We start from the raw sequence: 18,646 nt of genomic DNA on the forward strand, positions 1-18,646 counted from the left end.
CTAAGTAAGATAATGACTAAAACTAGCTTATTTGACTTTTATTAGATAACAGATAAAACCTAAAAACTGACAAAAGTAGAAGGACAGAAGGGATAAAACACCCATCAGCAGGTGTTTTATCTTGTTGGGCAGGGGCGACTTATTCTTCGAAATACCAATATCCTTGATTGATAAATTCGGTTAATTGCGCAACAAAATCTCGGTTATTCAGTGCCTTACCAAGTTCATTGCTGTCGACTTCCGTAAACTGGCACAATGCATCCGCACCCTTTGTTTCTGTGGTAATCCAGCTTTCAGAATTCACGAAAAAGTGCTCATTAATACGCATCACACGCAAACCGCTCAGTCGGATCAGTTTTTCACCATCATTCAGTGCACTCAGCACTTCTTCCGGTTGGTATGGCGGTTCCGCAGGCGCAATATCCAATTCATGACGTAGAGTCGTTGCAAAACGGCCTAACCACTGTTCAAAATCACCCGGTTTGTTGATCATTTCAATCATCATGGCTCGTAGACGTTCAACCTCATGAGGTTTCATGGTGCCTGTGTTTTCAGTCACCGTGAGGTCAGGATCGCTATAATTTATGCCACCTAAATCCTGTTACAGCGCATAGTCTGCAAAACTGCTCAGCAGATCACGTCCTGTTGGCCCGCGAAAGCCGACAGAATAGTTCATGGTATCTTCGAAAGTGAAACCATCATGAGGGAATCCCGGCGGAATATACAGAATATCTCCAGGCGCCATTTCTACGTCAATAATCGGTTCAAATGGGTCGACATGTAATAATGCCGGATAATACAACGGGTTTTTTCTGCCAGTATTTATCTAAAAATTCAGGCCAGTTAAGATTCAGTTTGTAAGCCATGTGACCACATCTATATGAGTAAATTAGCGGGTAATTATAGAAGTAATACACCGTCATATTCTTGTTTGGCGTCAAACGTCGGTCAATAACTTTTGTGGGAATATCCGTAACATATTGCCAGAATTCATTTCTCACAATAATCATAATATGAATTAGGTTAGTTAGCATGGGAACTAACAGATATCAGAGTAATTGAAGAACCCATAGAAGTTATTGCAAAACGGAAGATTTATGAAGTCAAATTGGGTTTAAAACCAAAAAAGAACCAACACGATTAACCAGCCAAAACGCTGGATTTCTTCATTTCACACTTAGATTCGCATAATGCATATTATGTTAAATGGAATTTCAGGGCAAAAATAGGCCTTGCTCGTTCAGTCATTGTTAACACCCTATTGACTTAGATTGGTATTCAGCTTATTTATATGCGCTTAATAATAACCTGCCTATGCTTCGGATATGCCGTAATGAGTGAATATAAATCGAAAGACCCTTTACATGGAGTTACACTAGAAATGCAAGTTAATGCATTGGTTGATAGATACGGTTGGAGCCAACTTGGACGCATTATAAAAATAAACTGCTTTAACAAAGATCCAAGTATTAAATCTAGCTTAAAGTTTCTTCGTCGCACGCCATGGGCAAGAACTGAAGTTGAGTTACTCTATTTGGATATGATAGAAAACAATTCGATTGATAATACGGGAGCATATCCTAATGACCCATGGTGTAATTCACGACGTTAAAAGCCAAGATAATATTAACGCCTCACTAATGACCACAATCATGCATAACAAATATCTACTTAAGCCTTAAATCTACCTTAATGATGTTTAAGGTTTAGGCATTACGGCCGCCCCGCTGGTTAATACCCTTTCACAAAATCGGGTTGAAATTTCATGGTTAAAAACTTACGTAACCCAATTTTGGCGATCGGTTACATAAGCAATTAACCTTTTCATGAATAATGAAAAATACTGACATCTATACCAATGAGCCTCACTCCAAACGGGATATGCGTGACCTCGCCTCATCAAGATGATTACGCAACGCAGTAAGACATTGGCCAAAATTATTTGATAACCGATCACAATTATTTACCAAGGTGAAAAACTCTTCCGCTAGTGCTAACGCCTCTCGCCAAATATCCCCACTGATCCCATCAAGTAGAGTTGCCACTCGAAGTGAGTTTACGATTTCACCGCCCGATTTAGGAGCAAACCCCATAGGCAAAATATCGTAGGCTGGCGCAAGCTGATATGGACGACCATGGCTACTAATAAATGATAAATTACCATGGTGCATATCCGTATTTCCTATCAACATGCCAAATGCCCAAAGTCGCGCAGTACTAATGGCGGCATCGGCATCTACATACCCTTGTTTGACAAGGTCATTCACCAATACAGGCCAAGGTTTCATCGCTTTGCCAACAAACTCAGCTTCTAGAGCTTGTAAAGAGAAAAGGCCTATGCGACCCAGTGAACCTACTCGGTCAAACCGAGGAACTTCAAGAAAGCGCTGTCCACCAAAATCAAAAACTTCTGTTTCTACACCAAGCACTTTTAACGCAAGATGTTCAGCTTGCAATAAATCGCGCCACCGTTCGCTGATTACGTTATCGTCCAGCGCCGTAAATTTTACGAGTACATGACCACGATCGGTATAAGTACAAAATTTTGGTTGCTCTCCACCGGCTGATGAGCCTGGAGCTTCTCCAGAACTGACAGCCAATGCTAGTGAGGGATAGGTTATAGCTCGATCAACAGGTGTCGGTGAAGGCATATTCAAAAATTGCTTTTTTGCCTGCTCCCCAATTAATAAGTTTCCTACTGCATCATGACCATGGGTAATTAAAGCCCTTATTATATCGCTATCTGACCAGTGTTCTGGGTTAGCCGGTAGACCAAGTTCTGCTGAATAAGTTGATGCATACGCCCGACCAAGATACCCCTGTGGACGCATATCAAACAACCACCATGGCAGGCCATCACTATAAAGGCAGACATTATCTTCCTGCTCCATGACAAATCCTCCGGGGTAAACTGGGATCAGTTTCCCTAGTGGCCTTAAGGTTCCCTCTTCACTGATGCGATAAATAGGTGCCGTGTCAAACCCGCGAAAAGTATCACGCAAAGCATATTGAATAGATGGACCCGAACCAATTCGAACAATGTCTTCACCAAGTGATGTTAACGCTCGAGAAATGGTTGGCTGACTAATATTCATTATATCAGCGAGTTGCCTTGCCGTTGCTGGCTCTCGACGCAATAATTGACGAATCATTTCAAGTCTATTTGTCATGATTTAATCACTCAGTGAATAGGTTTATGAATAGATAAATGAATACCTATATGAATAGATAATCTATCAGCCACCGCTACTTTTGTCACGTGGAAGTTAAACAACCACCGCTGGATACTGAAAGCCGTTGTATTAACTCATAGCATTCATGGATTACCAGTTACTTTTAGTGAAGTTGCCAGAGCGCTAGAAAAAGGAAATTTATTGAATAGAAAAATACAAGGTCGTTGGCAATTTTGCCCAAGAAGGCCGAGAGTCGGCTTCTGCTTTAACTTGGGGATCCTATATCGCCAAAAAATGCAAAGAGAGCAAACAGCGAATAATCCGATTATATTGTGTTCCCCACTAGACCCAACCAATTTTACTGGTACTGCATTTCGCATCTTGAGCTTTACAAAAAATACTGCCTTGCCCTTGCCCTAATTCACAACGCCGAGAGGTTTTGTTTCGTGCTGTTTGCTCGGACATTGCAGCTTCTGCATAAAAATTAGAAAAAGGAGATAAAGCGCAAACATGCACAACAACAGAATCATTACGGGATGGTTTCCCATGATAATGGGATTTTGCGACAGCAAAACGACTAAATAACAAGAATAATAACGCAATCTTTTTCATCTTAGAGGTCTTTTAATGATTTGAATTGCATAAAATTACAATTACTTAACGCAAATCGCTAGCGGAACACTCTGATTCAAAATTAACGATACCCTCTTTTGTGATTTTGTGAAGACCAACTGTATGTTGTATCACTGGGTACTAATTTATCTTTTTTCTTTTCTGCTCGTCGTTTTTTAGCTTGTTTTTCGACTTCTTGAGATATTTCTGTAATAATTTGTTTTCTTACCTTGCTCTGCTCAGAATTGGTTAATTCACGGCCTAGTTTCTTCCTTTCTTGCGCGAGTCTCGTGCGCACTTGGATTTTTTGAGTTTCGGTCATTTCTTGAATCGTTAGCATCTTCATAGTATTACCCCTTACTCATATTAAAAATACCTAACGACAATATATCATTATTACGCAGTAAAATACTAACCCTCGTTTTAAACCTAACATTAATGCCAAGCAATAGGATTAAGAGTATAGTAAATCCATTGCAACTTTAAAGAATCTCTCTGTTATTATGGAATTAACCACTTCTTCGCAAAATATTCGTCAAATCTTAACCACTGGCACACCACTTATCGATGTCAGAGCGCCTATCGAATTTCAACAAGGGTCAATGCCGAATACCATAAACCTGCCTTTGATGAATGATGATGAACGCGCAGCTGTTGGTACATGCTATAAACAACAAGGTTCGGCTAAAGCTGTTGAATTAGGCCACCAGCTTGTCAGTGGTGACCTTAAAATGGCTCGGATCACTGCATGGATAGCAGCTTGTAAACAAAATATGAATGGCTATATTTGCTGTGCACGCGGTGGTATGCGGTCACATATCGTGCAATCTTGGTTAAAAGAGGCCGGTATTGAATACCCTCTCATCAATGGTGGTTACAAAGCATTACGACAAACAGCAATTGATGCCGTTAATGAATTGGTTCAACGTCCTATTATTTTAGTGAGAGGCTGTACGGGTAATGGTAAAACCACTCTCGTACATCATTTAGCGAACGGAATTGATTTAGAAGGTCTCGCACATCATCGTGGCTCTTCGTTTGGTCGTACATTACAACAACAGCACACTCAAGCCACTTTTGAAAATTATTTAGCAGTTACGCTATTGAAAAAAGCCCAACAATGTCAGCGTTGGGTACTGGAAGATGAAGGACGTGCCATTGGTGCAAATAGCCTGCCACTTGAACTACGCGCACAAATGGAAAAAGCGCCAATCGCTATTATTGATGACCCTTTTGAACTGCGTCTTGAGCGTTTAAAATATGAATATTTTGACCGTATGACGCAAGATTTTATAGCGACTTTTGGTTTCGAGCGTGGCTGGCAGGAATATAGCGACTATTTACATCATGGTCTGTTTGCCATCCGTAAACGGTTAGGATCACAGCAGACAATCGAATTGACGCATTTACTTGAGCGTGCTTTAGCAGACCAAAAAACAACCGGAGATACCCAGACACATTTTTCGTGGTTAATCCCATTGTTGAATGAGTATTATGACCCAATGTATCGCTATCAATTAAGTAAAAAACAACACCGCATCATTTTTCGCGGTAATTATCAAGAAGTTGAACATTGGTTAACGCATCAATGAATTCATTTTATTCCACTATAAATAGCCTCATCGCAAAGTCTGAGGCTATTTTATATAGCAATGACTTCTTCATCAGTAAATCTAGAACGGTGATTTCTTCATAGCCAATTCGCTGAACCCTTGGTAAATCAACCTTGTTGCCAACGCCCCTAGAATTAACCCAACACCTTTACCGACCACTTTATGAACTCGTGAATAGGTTCTACGAACAGAAGTTAAAGAGAATGTTTGGCATAAAATAACCCGCCAAACTAATGATGCAATAACAATTCCCAGCCAAATGACTAATTTAGCCCATAATGGTGTTGATGGCGAAATGGTCGTTGAAAAAATACTCATAAAAAATAAAACGGTTTGGGGGTTTGATAAATCAGAAATTAGCCCCCGCCTAAAATAGATACCAGATGGGAAATGTTCCGTAGTATTTTCGGTGGACAGATTAAGTTGCGTTTTGTTATTAAATACACTTAGCGCGTAATAAAGCAAATATAAGCCACCAAGAATTTTAATCAGTGAAAATAATGAGCCAAATTCAGCCATTAATGTGACAAGACCGAATAAACCGAGCCCCGAATAAATGGCATTGCCTAGCACCACACCATAACCACAAGTTAATCCAGCTTTTTTACCTGAGCTCAATGTGGTTTGCACCACAATAAACAAATTTGCTCCAGGATTAAAAAAGGTCAGTATAAATAAGAATAGCGTGATGATAATACTGTGTAATGGGTCCATTATTTTTCTTCAAAAATTTAAGGTTAACCATTATAGACACGGTATAGATTGTAATTCTGTTTTACTATGCACATTTTCTGAGCTTAAATCAAAAAATGTGCTGGCTTATGATGACGCTAGTGATTTCTTACGTTGCAACAGCCATTTATCTAACTCATTAGCAAATTGTTGCCTGTCTTTCTGGTTTAGACTTGCAGGCCCTCCCGTTTGGATGCCACTGGCTCTCATGGTATCCATAAAGTCACGAATATTAAGACGTTCACGAATAGTCGCTTCGCTATAGCGTTCACCACGAGGATTCAATGCATTGGCGCCCTTTTCCATAACTTCTGCGGCTAATGGGATATCTGCAGTGATCACTAAATCATCTTTTTGAGCTCGTAATACAATTTCATTATCCGCTACATCAAATCCTGCGGGCACCTGCAAGGTTTTTAAAAAAGGAGATGGAGGTACTGTTAAGCGTTGGTTCGCAACAAATGTTATTTGCACTTTTTCCCTATCTGCTGCTCGGTATAAAACTTCTTTAATTACTTTTGGACAGGCATCCGCATCAACCCAAATTATCATTATTACTTCCCAAATGGTGATTATCTATGATGAGATATCATATCAGACAACAAAATTACACGTTAGATACTTCGTATGGAAAAACTCCCAAGCTCACTCAGACGGCCTCAAAATAGTGGGCTTGAGAAAATAGGTTTACAGTTTCATAACCATTTCATGCCACGTCATTCCGCCATGGTCAGATTCTGACGGTTTAACATATTGGTAGCCAAAATGCTTATACAGGTCAATATGGCGTTCTTTGCACATAAGATGAATCGTTTTTTTATTCATCTCCTTCATGACATTGATAAACCTTTTCATCAGTAAAGATGAATAGCCTTTACCTTGATACTTGGGATGTACTACTACTGACATAATAACGACATTTGGTGCTTGTGGGTCATGCCCAATGAGTTCTTTAAACTCTTCATCCGACATCACAACATCCCATGCACAACCCGAATTAATAAAACCAACGACTTCCCCGGCTAATTCCATACATAAAAAACCGTCTGGATATTGCTGAACTCGTGTTGCTATTTTTTCTTTTGTTGCCGCTTCATCCCCTTCATAGGATTCGATTTCAATCGCATAACAGGCGTCAACATCATCAAGTGTGGCAGTGCGAAAGACTGGAGAATGCATGAAATTACCTCATTAAATTATTTTTTATGATTTTATCACTACATGGTTTATTTTCTCGTTGTTTTTAATGGTATTCCTCACATTCAACTGCCATTTTTTGTTGTGTTTTATCCCGTAAGTAGCTCAGCCATGTTGAAATGAAAACTAAAACTCCACCAGAGATTGCGACGGCATAACCTGCATAAGGACCATAGGTATCCACCATTTTGCCCGTTAGCATCGCACCAATCGCAACGCCAATATTTAACCCTGCGAGTAACCATGTCATTCCTTCTGTTAATTTATTCCGTGGAACAATTCTCTCAACTAATGTCATTGCAATAATCATCGTCGGTGCAAAGAACAATCCTGAAATAAACACCACCACAGACAAAGAATAAACACCTACCACCCACCACATTGGCACAATAGAAAGAAACGTCATTAAGCCACTGAGGAATAATAAACGTGATAACGGTGTGTTAAAGGTTAATCCGCCAAATACAAGCCCCATCGCACATGAACCGATCGCATAGGCCGATAACACTAAACTGGCCATCGCTGGTTGCTGTTGTAATTGAGCCAACGTGACACTTAAAATATCCACACTGCCAACAATCACACCTAAAGCAATCATTAATACAATCAACAACTGCAAGCCAATCATTGAAATAATTGATTTATTCACCAATACAAGAGAGTCATGCGCCACAACTTTGGGTTCTGTGCTTCGCTGTGAAATAAATAAAGCCATTCCCACGGCTAATAAAATTGCCGCAACCAGTAAACCTGCTTGAGGAAATAAAGCGACAGTGATCCCGACAGATAACGGAGGGCCAACAATAAAAGTGGCATCATCAAATACGGTTTCTAATGAATAGGCTGTTTGTAGTATGGGTTGATCTTTATACAGCGCAGTCCACCTAGCCCTTACCATGGCAGACATACTGGGCATCGCCCCCGTTAATAAAGCTCCGATAAATAAGCCGATATCGGGTAATGATAACCACGTAGTTAAGATAATAATAAACACACCAAGCACACTGATTACGGTCACCACTGGCAAGACGCGAAATTGACCATATTTATCCACTAAGCGAGAAACTTGTGGAGATAGTAACGCATAAGTTAAGACAAAAGTTGCAGAAACAAGCCCTGCTAAGGTATAGCTTCCTTTTAGTTGCGCTAACAAGGTAATGATCCCGATCCCCATCATCGGTAACGATAAACGTGCCAGTAACCCTGCTATCACAAAACGTTGGTTTTCTTTTGCCTGAAATAACTGCTGATAGCGACCTATCATATGAGCTCCAAAATGAAATTTAATTATACATACCTTGCGTATGTATAATCATGATATAATCATACACATTGAATGTAAATAATTATACGCTATGTATGTAAGAGGCTTTTAATGGCAAGAAGAACGCAAGCTCAAATGGCAGAAACACGTGCAAATTTATTAACTACAGCACGAGAGCACTTTAGCCGGCTTGGTTATGCAGAAACCTCAATGGATGAAATAGCAGCAAGCGTTAATCTCACACGCGGAGCCCTTTACCACCACTTTGGTGATAAACAAGGTTTATTTACTGCCGTTGTTGAACAAATTGACTCACAAATGAATGCCCGTTTACAAGCAATTACTCTCCATACTGAAGACCTATGGAATAGTTTTTGTCAGCGTTGTCACGCCTACTTAGAAATGGCATTAGAACCGGAGTATCAACAAATTATTTTGCGTGACGCAAAAGCCGTTTTAGGCGATTTTTTGGCTAAATCAAACTTACAGTGTACTGAACAAATTGAACACCTGCTTCATCAGCTAGTCCAAAATGGCGTTATTAAAAGTATTGATACCCATGCATTGGCTTTTTTAATTAATGGTGGGCTCGCTGAGGCAGCTTATTGGATCTCGCAAGGTGATAGTCAACAGCGACTAAAGAAAAGTGTCGATGCCATAGATATGTTGTTATCAGGGCTATTACTCACGAAAGATTAGCTCTGTGTTACCTTTCGCTGGCACGGATATTGTATCAGTACCAACAATATAATTGCTCAGTAAAATCCTCAATATACCGCCACCATGATAAATAAAACCCAATAAATATAGGCAAAAAATAGGAAATATTTATTGGGTTAATGAATTATCTAAAGTAGAGCTTGGAAAGTCTGTTTTAATTTATCGACATCTTGCTGAGTTGTTGACCACGAGGTACAAAAACGAATACAGGTGGTCTCTGGTGTCGGTTTACATATTTGACTTAATTGATAATGCCCTAATAATTCATTCGCCAGTGCATCTGGGAAAATAACAAAAACTTGGTTTGATTCAACGGGCGCAAGAAACTGAAATCCCTTTTCGGCAAAAAATGAAGCTAATTGTGAAGCCATCTCATTAAGATGACGCCCCAATTTAAAATACAAATCATTATTAAACAGCGGCTCAAACTGGGCAGCAAGCAGCCAACCTTTGGCTTGTAACCCACCTTTTTGTTTAATACTAAAACGAAAATCAGATTGCAGTGCTGGGTTTACAATCACCAATATCTCCCCGGTTAATGCACCAATTTTCGTTCCACCGATATAAAAAATATCAGTTAACTGCGCAACATCTTCAATCGTTAAATCACTATATTTCGACATTAAACCTGAAGATAAGCGAGCGCCATCCATAAATAGCAGTAAGTTATGAGCATCACAAACCTCGCGTAATGCAACTAACTCTTCTTTACGGTAAACGGTGCCAATTTCAGTTGAATTACTAATATAAACAAGCTTAGGTTGGACAGTATGTTCATCATTATGCTCAGACAGTACTTTGATGATATGTTCTGGCGCTAATTTGCCTGATAGTGAATCAACAGTAATAACTTTATGGCCGGTTGCTTCAATCGCCCCTGTTTCATGAACTGCGATATGCCCGCTGTCTACAGTGATAACCGCTTGGTGTGGTCGTAAAACATGGGAAATCGTGGTTAGATTAGTGATTGTACCGCCATTAAAAAAATGAATTTCCGCATTAGGCTGGCCAATTCTTAATCTAATTTTATCTGCTACACGACGACAAATCTCATCAGTGCCATAACCTTTGAAACGTTTCCCTGATAAATCATTTAGGACTTGCATAACTGCCGGATGAGCTATTTCGTTATAATCATTTAAAAAGCTATACATTCACTTACCTATCAATAACTAGTTATATTAATTTATAGCCATTATTTATAGGGGGTTCCAATTCATTATTCAATGATATTTTTGCTATATAAATACCAAAGTTAACGATTAATATTATTTAAGTTGCTGAAATTAAATATTAAGTCATTCATAGTCTATTTCATTGATAAATTGGCATACTGTAAAAGGTGAATTCAGGGTTGAGAATGCCTAAACGTCAAGTTATATCGATACGGGCCTAACAGCGGGTGCACACCTGATTTAACTCGACGCACCCCATGGTAATTTAATCGTGACTGGCCTCCCCATACCAAAACATCGCCATGCTCTATATAAATAGCAACTTTGGGCGCATCTCGAGTTACTCCACCAAAATCAAATGTTGTGGGTAACCCTAAAGAAAAAGAGACAATCGGCTGAGTAAAATCAGTTTCGTCTTTGTCTTGGTGCAATGCCATCGCAGCACCAACGGCATAGCGGTTAATCAAGCAAGCATCAGGGATAAAATGATCAAAGCCAGCAGTGCTCGCTGCAGAAGTGGCCAATTGAACAAAGGAAATTGGTATGGGTTGCCAAGGCTCATTAGTGACAGGGTCACGCTGACTATAGCGATATCCCTTTTCATCAGTTACCCAACCCCAGTCACCGCAGTTAGTCATTGCGGCAGACATTGAGTAGCCATTTGGTGTCGTCATATGTCTTAAGGGGTTAGCTGCAATAATGTTGTTTAATGACTGCAATAATGCATCAGTTTGCCCCAGTAGAAACCCTTTGAGTAAAAAAGCCTCTGGTGCAATTTGTACGGTATTATCTTCATCAGGAAATAACATATTAGCCACTGTTTAATAGTCTGAGTGAATGCTCTAATGAATGTTAACACAGGAAAAAAAGTTGCTCATCACATTCAATGAGCAACCTACAGGGTTAACTTTAACGTTGATAAGCTAGAGTGACTTTTCTTGTTTCCGCTCGCTGACTCGCCCACACACTGAGTAAAATGACAACCATGCCGATAAATTGCAAGGTACTAAGCTGTTGATTGAGATAAAACCATCCCAAAACCACCGCACTCACGGGGCTTAAAAAACCCAGTGACGCCACTGAACTTGGACCTAATATTGCCAGTCCGCGGAACCATAAGGCGTAAGTTAATGCACCGCCAATAAGCGTGAGATACCCTAAACCAATTAAATTTAGTGAACTTAACGTTGGTAAAGCCGGCTCAAATATAATGGCAAACGGTAATAATACTAATCCTCCCGCGGTTAATTGCCATGAAGTAAAGGTTAAAGCACTGACTGGTGGCTGCCACCGGCGACTCAAAACCGTCCCCGCAGCCATTGAAAATGCCCCTGCTAACCCAGCAATAATACCTAAAGGGTCTAAGGCGGCATTCGGTGTTAAGAGCAATATAGCTACCCCGAATACCCCTGCTATTGATGCCATAATGGATACCGCAGATAAACGGTTATTTAACAGCCAGCGGCTTAAAAATAGCACAATTAATGGCTGTACAGCGCCAACCGTTGCGGCGACACCACCAGGTAAGCGATACGCAGCAATAAACAATAGCCACCAAAATAAAGAAAAGTTTAAAACACCTAATACCACTACCCGCAACCACCAAATGCCTTCGGGGAGTTTTCGTAACACAAGTATCAATAGTAATCCTGCAGGTAACGCGCGTAATACCGCCAATGTTAATGGTATCCCTGCGGGTAACATCTCTGTTGTCACTAGATATGTGCTTCCCCACACAATTGGTGCTAATGCTGTCAACCCTAAAACCGTTATACGATTCATATTTCTATTCTCTTAATTTATCTTGACGTCAAGATATGTGTATTTTACCTTGACGTCAAGATAAATAACCGCCATTATTTGCCTATGGATAGAATAGATAAAATCACTCAACAGTGGGAAAGAGAGCGCCCTGACCTCGATATTAGCCCAATGGGGTTAATTGGCCGGCTAGGTAATGTCGCGTTCCACTTAACTCGGGAAATGGAAAAGGTCTTCGCTCAATTTGGCCTTAACCGTTCAAGCTTTGATGTACTTGCGACTTTGCGGCGTGCGGGTGCTCCCTATACACTGAGCCCGGGAGAAATGTTATCAACGTTGATGGTCACATCAGGGACAATGACCAACCGAATAGACCAATTGGAAAAAGCGGGGTTAGTCAGCCGCCATACTAACCCTGATGACGGCCGCGGCTTTTTGGTTTCATTAACTCCCGAAGGGTTAACGTTAATCAACCAACTTATTGAAGCACACACACAAAACCAGGCTCGCCTCGTCGCTAACTTGTCTCAACAAGAGCAACATGCGTTGAACCAGTTATTACGGACATTCTTAGCGTCATTTGAATCTAATGAATAATAATACGTTGTGTTGAACATAACATGGGGGAATACCTCCCCTCATGTTATTGGCTAAATTGAAAAGGTAATGGCATTTGTAACCGTTCAAAATGGTCACATAAATAAACTAATTGTAAAAGTAATTGGGGTTGTATAGCGCCGGAAGCCACCAAAGGTTTGAACTGATTAGCCAACCAAAGCGCCCCCAAATCTTCAAGTGTTCTAACGACATACGCTATTTCATCTTGTTGAGTCTGAGATAAACGCTGCCTTCCTGTACATGCTTGAGTTTCTAATACCGAAAGTAGCGGCCGAACAAGCTGACTAGCCAACGTTAATTCAGGTACAAAAACTTGGTTTTTTTGCTGTTTTTTCACCATATATTCGATAATTTTATTAAAAAAACCAGAACGTTGTTTCTTACGCGGTGTACTTTCAAAATCTAAATAGAACAGCTCAATACCATGTTCTTTTTTTAACCATAATGTTTTGGGGATTAATTGAAGCACTTCTTGTGAATGGCTCACCTGCACCGTCACAGCACAAATTGGCCATTGCTGCTTTGTAATAAAACGCAATTCCTCAATTTTATGGTCATCACTTCCTTGCCAATTTAGCCGTAAAAACGCCCTGTTTTTTTGTGAATCAATCACCGTCCACAATACACATTGTTCGGTTTCATCCCAATAGAGCGGCTCATAATCAGTAATATGCAATAAAATGGGCGAAAACCTATTCTCTTGTATAAATGTCGGTAATTCGTTAGCCGCTGATTGCCAGTCGGTATAACCGAATTCAGCTTTGATATTAAGGTAATCATCAGTTGTTAATCCTTTTTCTTTGCAGCTAACTGCATAGCTTTCACCGCTAGCTGATAATTTCCCTTCCTCTGATAACCTTGGTAAATGCAATTTAAAGGGGCTTTTCATCAAACTTACTGCGGTATGTTTCCATAACGCCAAGGTTTGCCAAACATTTTGTCGGTTAAACGTCCGGTCAAGGCTATTTCCACGCCCCTGTGTGCATTGAATAATTTTTTTATTTTGTTGATCCCAAAAACTCAATGTAGCACCGATCGCACCGCTATCTGTTTTCCACCAATTCGCATCGATAGGCAGCAAATCAAACTCTATGGGTTGGTCGGTATACTGCCGTCTTTGTAACCCTTTGAGTGCCATAAGCTGATGTTCATTGGCTGTTGATAATTGATACACATAAGCAGATATTTCAGCAATTAACCGTAAAACTTGCCCTTCATCCATCGTAAAATGTTTATCGGCTAAGCGTTTAACTTGCTGGCTAAGGCGTTTCATATAATTGGCTAAGCGAGGCAACCCTTCCGCACGTGCTGACATATTTAGTAATTGCAACTGGCTAGCACTGCTTTGGCTAATATGTGATAGTCCTTGTCGTAACATATCCTGAATGAATTGCTCAACTGAACCCATCACCATTTTATCGTCTTGGGTCAGCTCTTGTTGATGAGTTTGACCTACGGTTATCTCCTCTGGCCATTGCCACTGTTGGCCATGCTGAAACATTAGTTTTGCAATAATAGCGAGATGAACTGCACTTTTTTGTTTTTCAGGTATTGATGAAATCATGCCCTGCAAACCACTACCTCGCATATAAATAATTGGCTCATCATATTCTGGTAGGATAATTTTTAACTGGCTAGAATGTGCTTCATAAACCAGCTCTTTATCTTGCCATTCCTGCATAAATCTCAACGCTAAACGAATATCAGGTTTCGATGTTTGTTTGATTAGGTCTTCTGGTAATAATGCTAATAATTCACTCAACACCGTTTCACTAGCTACCGGCTCTGCTAAAGTCATTTCTGCGGCTGTATTCGATTGAACCCATAAAACTGCTGCCAAAATGTGTTTACAGCATCCCGTTGCTGGGCAATCGCAAGTGGCTTTTTGGATCCCTTGCGCATCTAAAGAGACACATTGCCCATCACTCGTGAATGTCCCAAGGTTTAAGTCCGTTGGATTAACCTTTTGGTTTTCAACATCTTTGCGTGCACGCCTGAGTAACCCCACATTCGCTAATACGACTAATGCGTCGTCGTCATACTGTAGGTAACTGTTTTTCCAGCTCATTGCATGACCTCTGCTAACCATTGCGCAAAATGCTCCGGTGTTAATGCTGCAACATGCATCCCTCTATCTGCGAGTTTTTGGGCAATTTCAGGGTCATAAACAGGGAGTGCCTCGTCATCCAACGCAGCTAAACCTAATAATTTCACTTGTTGGCTATGTAAACGCTGTGTGCAATTGAGTAAATGATTCAGCGCGCCACCCTCTTCAAAATCACTAATTAAGCTAATCACGGTACGTTTTGGGTTACGTATTAAGCTTTCGCAATATTGCATGGCTTTAGCGATATCTGTTCCGCCGCCCAGTTGCACTGTCATTAACACTTCAACGGGATCATGCGCAAGATGGCTTAAATCTACCACTTGAGTATCAAAAATCACTAAAGAGACACGCACTGTCGGCAATGCCGCTAATATACTCGCACACACCGCGGCATACATAATAGAGCTCGCCATCGAGCCGCTTTGGTCCACACACAAGATCACATCCCATGGTAAATGCTGTTGCTGACGAGAATTAAAATGGGGTGTTTTGATAACTAACCGTTGATTTTGCTTATCGTAATTCTTCAAATTGGCAGCGATAGTCCCTCGCCAATCAAAATTACGGCTGTTTGGGATCAGTGAACGTTGAAAACGGTTACGCCGCCCTGTTAATGCGTGACGAAATTGGTTACGCATTTGACTTAAAATATCATCAACTACTTTACGTATAATATTTTTAACGGCATCACGGGTTTCTTCATTCATTTTCCCGCGTAAGCTTAACAAGGCTTTAGCGAGGGATTTTGTCGGTTCCATGGCATTGAGCGCCTGTGGATCCTTTAGTAAGCTACTGATCTCATAACGTTCTAACGCTTGGGATTGCATCCGCTCAAAAGTACTATTAGGAAATAATTTACGTGCTTGATTTAACCAGTTAACCGCCGTTAATTGAGAAGCATCTAAGGAGCCGTGGCGTCCAGCTTCTTGTTTTAAGCCTCGACGTTGGTATTCTCGGCGATATAAAAAATCCAAAGAACGTTCTATTTTCAACTCTTCAGCACTAAAGGTGGCTTGGCCCAGCGCGTTATCGGCATATTGCCCGAGGACTAAGCGCCAGCGCTTAGCCAATTGAAGTTGTTCAGGGGTTAATGTCGTATTTTTCTGACTCATTATTTGTCATCCTGAGCACGAGCAAACCAATCCTGTAACCCTAGTTCAATCAGCTGGCTCTGTAATTGTTGTTCGAGTTGAATCACTTCCATCATCTGTTGTTCATTAAATTCTGTCTGGTGCAATGTGAGTTCTTTTGCCTCAATCGCCAAGTCTTGTGCCACATATTGTGCCATTTGTGCATTTTGTTTAGGCGTTAACTGGCTAAACGCAAACCGTAAATCAGGTAACACCTGAATAAAACGCCCTTCATCCCATTCACTAAGCAACTGATTTAACATATCAATTAATAATGGTATGCGTAAGACTAACTCTGGTGCTGTTCGCATCACACCGATAAAATAGCCAATTGCCATTTCAGGATCACTGCCTGTGCTGAACGCGCGCCTAATTTCATCTGTCAGGACGGTTTCATCAATTTTCGCCCCAAGGTAACGCAAAGCATCCACTGCGCCTTTTAAAAGCGGTGTCTGATTTAACTGACCTTCACAACGGCCTAATGCCTGATAAAAATCATTGGTGTAGTCATGGCTGTTATTAATTTCAGGCATAAAAGTGATTAATTCACGGCAAGAAAGTAATGCTGAAAAATGAGGCTCTTGCTGCTGTTCATCCCCTTGTGTAATTTGAGCAAAACAATAAAATGCTTGTTGTAATAAGGCATCTAAACGCGCTTCGATAGCAAAATTATCTTCAATATCAAAGAATTGACGCCCCCTCCAAAGATGAACCAGTTTATGACCACAAGCAATCAATGATTCAAACTTTGTATCCTGCTGAATATAACCATCCAACAAAGAAAATAATGCGGGCATCCGTTGATGTAACCCAATTAACGCGGCTTGCATAAGGAGTGCAACCGCACTTTGGCTTGAGCGACTAACCCCTTGTTGTTCTAGGTTTTTTTCCATTTCAAACAAACGGGCTAGCGCGATAGCTTTTAATTGCGTTCCTTTTTCCGATAATGCAATCAATTCCCCCTCAACATTAGGCGTCCATGCGTATTGCCATTCTTCAAATAATAAATCCATTTGGTTACCCGACAAAAAGTTTGGCCCAGAGAGCAGCTTAGCAAAATGGATATCAAGAAATGCTAGTAAATGCAGAAATCGGCTGCGCGCACGATGTTGTTGGTTACGATAAACATCTAAGCGGCTCACCTTACTTAAAGTATCATCAAGTTTGAAACGAAAGCTTTTTGCTATTTCATAAGTTTCAGTGACTAACGGAGGTGTTGCGGTCCCTTTGGGAATTTTTCCGAGTAAAAAGCCGGAAAAGCAGGTTTTTATTTCCTGCCAAAGTTCAATTTGGCTTTCATCTAAGCTACCTTTGATAAAAACGCTTTGTAACCCATCCAACAGGTCATAACGCCCAGGGCCTGCATGCCCACGAAAGACGGCAAGGCGAATGCTTTGCTCTGCAGCCAGTTTAACCGATAAAAACCCGGGAGCCGCTTCAAATTGCCTTTCACGTAAGATATTCGCAACTTTAGAAAGATAGGCAACACCTAAACGGTTTCGATAAGCCTGCGTAGGCTGGTTATCGCCTGTCAACTGTGCTTGGCGTTGCTGCAATAATGACAACCATGATTGTTGGTAAAATGCAGGAGAAGGCATGCCGGATGCATAGCCATTTAATGCATCAAGTTTGTCATAGCTATAGCGAATAAACCAAGCCTTGTCTTGTTCACCCAATTTTTGTTGTTGAATAAACGCTTTTTGTTGTGCTACAGAAAGCTTAAATTGTTGATTGCGAGTCTCTTCTAACCCTTCAAGAAGCGCAAGGGTATGGAATCCTCCCGTCACCACCACAATTTTAGCTTGTGGGTGCTGGGCTTTAATGGTCTGGATATGCGCTTGCATATAGCGCTCACGCTGTATAGAGCCTTCTGCTTCAAGGACTTGGGGCTCATAATCAAGCCGTGCCAATGCACACCAAATAAAGCTATCCATGAAAAATGTCTGCCAATCCGCGAGTTGTTCAATCGCCCGTAATTCAAAAATTTGCTCCCATAATTCATCATGGTCACGGCAACCACTTTTTTTCGCAAGCTGGCTAATAAATAGGCTATGGGCTAAGTAGCGTTCTTTCTGCAAACTTTGAGATTGCAACTCATTGGCTTCGTCTTCATTAACTTGCGCTGTCCATGGTAAGTCAATGAAACGCAACTGGGCTTGGTGTTGTTGGCCGATTTGTAAAGCCTGCCATTCAGGGGAATATTCACAGAAAGGAAAATAAGCAGATCGAGTGACAACGTCACTTTTATCTCCTACTTGTGCGGGTTTTACTTCTGTTTGTGCCATAATAGCGACAGGTGGCTGGGTATCATGATGTAATAAGCTCGCCAGTAGCCCATTAAAACTATCGGGTCCCTCGATTAAAACATAGTCAGGTTCGATTTGTTCAATCAACGACAACGTGCTGTATGCACATGCGGGGCTATGATGCCGAATAGGTGCAAAGTAGATACCGGCTGATTCAAGTTGTTGCCTGTCGTGTAATGCATTTTCAATGCGTTTTGGTAAAGGTATAGATAGCAAGCTCACCGCTGATTTCCCTAAG

At 40.9% G+C, this 18,646-nt stretch carries 17 protein-coding genes and 1 pseudogene; 4 read left to right on the top strand and 14 right to left on the bottom strand.

Annotation, left to right across the window (positions count from 1 at the left end):
* Positions 1 to 139: 139 nt before the first annotated feature.
* A pseudogene (locus FVA69_RS10820) lies at positions 140 to 796 on the bottom strand (winged helix domain-containing protein); the annotation flags it as partial.
* Positions 797 to 1,333: 537 nt separating this feature from the next.
* Here FVA69_RS10820 and FVA69_RS10825 point away from each other — a divergent pair.
* Positions 1,334 to 1,612 carry a VF530 family DNA-binding protein gene (locus FVA69_RS10825; RefSeq protein WP_004910941.1) on the top strand — a complete coding sequence of 93 codons (279 nt, stop codon included), beginning with the start codon at positions 1,334 to 1,336 and terminating at the stop codon, positions 1,610 to 1,612.
* A 253-nt stretch (positions 1,613 to 1,865) separates the two neighbouring features.
* On the opposite strand, the gene yjjJ is transcribed toward FVA69_RS10825, so the two are convergent.
* From yjjJ to FVA69_RS10845, 3 genes are all read right to left on the bottom strand, one after another.
* Complete coding sequence (gene yjjJ, locus FVA69_RS10830) at positions 1,866 to 3,170, bottom strand: type II toxin-antitoxin system HipA family toxin YjjJ (protein WP_109912246.1); 1,305 nt, start codon at positions 3,168 to 3,170, stop codon at positions 1,866 to 1,868.
* A gap of 345 nt (positions 3,171 to 3,515) precedes the next feature.
* Positions 3,516 to 3,785, bottom strand: coding sequence for a hypothetical protein (locus FVA69_RS10840; protein WP_198634861.1), 270 nt, complete (start codon positions 3,783 to 3,785; stop codon positions 3,516 to 3,518).
* Between the two features lie 82 nt (positions 3,786 to 3,867).
* Positions 3,868 to 4,131, bottom strand: coding sequence for a DUF3811 domain-containing protein (locus tag FVA69_RS10845; RefSeq protein ID WP_004910935.1), 264 nt, complete (start codon positions 4,129 to 4,131; stop codon positions 3,868 to 3,870).
* 157 nt (positions 4,132 to 4,288) lie between these two features.
* On the opposite strand from FVA69_RS10845, the gene mnmH reads away from it, so the two are divergent.
* Positions 4,289 to 5,377 carry a tRNA 2-selenouridine(34) synthase MnmH gene (gene mnmH / locus FVA69_RS10850; protein ID WP_164528824.1) on the top strand — a complete coding sequence of 363 codons (1,089 nt, stop codon included), beginning with the start codon at positions 4,289 to 4,291 and terminating at the stop codon, positions 5,375 to 5,377.
* A gap of 81 nt (positions 5,378 to 5,458) precedes the next feature.
* Here the strand turns inward: mnmH and FVA69_RS10855 are convergent, their stop codons facing one another.
* From FVA69_RS10855 to FVA69_RS10870, 4 genes are all read right to left on the bottom strand, one after another.
* The gene (locus FVA69_RS10855) at positions 5,459 to 6,112 is read right to left on the bottom strand and encodes a LysE family transporter (protein WP_109912243.1); all 654 of its coding nucleotides are present in this window, start codon (positions 6,110 to 6,112) and stop codon (positions 5,459 to 5,461) included.
* A 105-nt stretch (positions 6,113 to 6,217) separates the two neighbouring features.
* Positions 6,218 to 6,682: a YaiI/YqxD family protein gene (locus FVA69_RS10860; protein WP_004910930.1), complete on the bottom strand. Its 465-nt coding sequence runs from the start codon at positions 6,680 to 6,682 to the stop codon at positions 6,218 to 6,220.
* A gap of 135 nt (positions 6,683 to 6,817) precedes the next feature.
* Positions 6,818 to 7,309 carry a GNAT family N-acetyltransferase gene (locus FVA69_RS10865; protein ID WP_164528825.1) on the bottom strand — a complete coding sequence of 164 codons (492 nt, stop codon included), beginning with the start codon at positions 7,307 to 7,309 and terminating at the stop codon, positions 6,818 to 6,820.
* Between the two features lie 64 nt (positions 7,310 to 7,373).
* Positions 7,374 to 8,591 carry an MFS transporter gene (locus FVA69_RS10870; protein WP_109912241.1) on the bottom strand — a complete coding sequence of 406 codons (1,218 nt, stop codon included), beginning with the start codon at positions 8,589 to 8,591 and terminating at the stop codon, positions 7,374 to 7,376.
* 111 nt (positions 8,592 to 8,702) lie between these two features.
* Here FVA69_RS10870 and FVA69_RS10875 point away from each other — a divergent pair, with 111 nt between their 5' ends.
* Positions 8,703 to 9,290, top strand: coding sequence for a TetR/AcrR family transcriptional regulator (locus FVA69_RS10875; protein WP_109912240.1), 588 nt, complete (start codon positions 8,703 to 8,705; stop codon positions 9,288 to 9,290).
* Between the two features lie 149 nt (positions 9,291 to 9,439).
* Here the strand turns inward: FVA69_RS10875 and FVA69_RS10880 are convergent, their stop codons facing one another.
* The 3 genes from FVA69_RS10880 to FVA69_RS10890 form a co-directional block, all read right to left on the bottom strand.
* On the bottom strand, positions 9,440 to 10,465 hold the full coding sequence (locus FVA69_RS10880) for a threonine aldolase family protein (RefSeq protein ID WP_164528826.1): 1,026 nt from the start codon (positions 10,463 to 10,465) through the stop codon (positions 9,440 to 9,442).
* 194 nt (positions 10,466 to 10,659) lie between these two features.
* Positions 10,660 to 11,295 (bottom strand): DNA oxidative demethylase AlkB, encoded by a 636-nt coding sequence (alkB, locus tag FVA69_RS10885; RefSeq protein ID WP_109912238.1) that lies wholly within the window; start codon positions 11,293 to 11,295, stop codon positions 10,660 to 10,662.
* A gap of 100 nt (positions 11,296 to 11,395) precedes the next feature.
* A complete protein-coding gene (locus FVA69_RS10890) occupies positions 11,396 to 12,268 on the bottom strand; it encodes an EamA family transporter (RefSeq protein WP_004910918.1) in 873 nt (290 codons plus the stop codon).
* Between the two features lie 84 nt (positions 12,269 to 12,352).
* Here FVA69_RS10890 and FVA69_RS10895 point away from each other — a divergent pair, with 84 nt between their 5' ends.
* Positions 12,353 to 12,844: a MarR family winged helix-turn-helix transcriptional regulator gene (locus FVA69_RS10895; RefSeq protein ID WP_109912237.1), complete on the top strand. Its 492-nt coding sequence runs from the start codon at positions 12,353 to 12,355 to the stop codon at positions 12,842 to 12,844.
* A gap of 46 nt (positions 12,845 to 12,890) precedes the next feature.
* Here FVA69_RS10895 and FVA69_RS10900 read toward each other — a convergent pair whose 3' ends face one another.
* Genes FVA69_RS10900 through FVA69_RS10910 form a run of 3 tightly spaced genes read right to left on the bottom strand, consistent with a single transcriptional unit; the run spans position 12,891 to position 18,630 of the window.
* A complete protein-coding gene (locus FVA69_RS10900; protein ID WP_164528827.1) occupies positions 12,891 to 14,933 on the bottom strand; it encodes an SWIM zinc finger family protein in 2,043 nt (680 codons plus the stop codon).
* Positions 14,930 to 16,084, bottom strand: a complete 1,155-nt coding sequence (locus FVA69_RS10905; RefSeq protein ID WP_109912235.1) for a VWA domain-containing protein — start codon at positions 16,082 to 16,084, stop codon at positions 14,930 to 14,932. The genes FVA69_RS10900 and FVA69_RS10905 overlap by 4 nt, the downstream gene beginning before the upstream one ends.
* Positions 16,084 to 18,630: a DUF5682 family protein gene (locus FVA69_RS10910; protein ID WP_164528828.1), complete on the bottom strand. Its 2,547-nt coding sequence runs from the start codon at positions 18,628 to 18,630 to the stop codon at positions 16,084 to 16,086. The genes FVA69_RS10905 and FVA69_RS10910 overlap by 1 nt, the downstream gene beginning before the upstream one ends.
* Between the last annotated feature and the right edge of the window lie 16 nt (positions 18,631 to 18,646).

The organism is Providencia sp. PROV004 (genome assembly GCF_011045615.1).
GTDB classification, from domain to species: Bacteria; Pseudomonadota; Gammaproteobacteria; order Enterobacterales; family Enterobacteriaceae; genus Providencia; species Providencia rettgeri.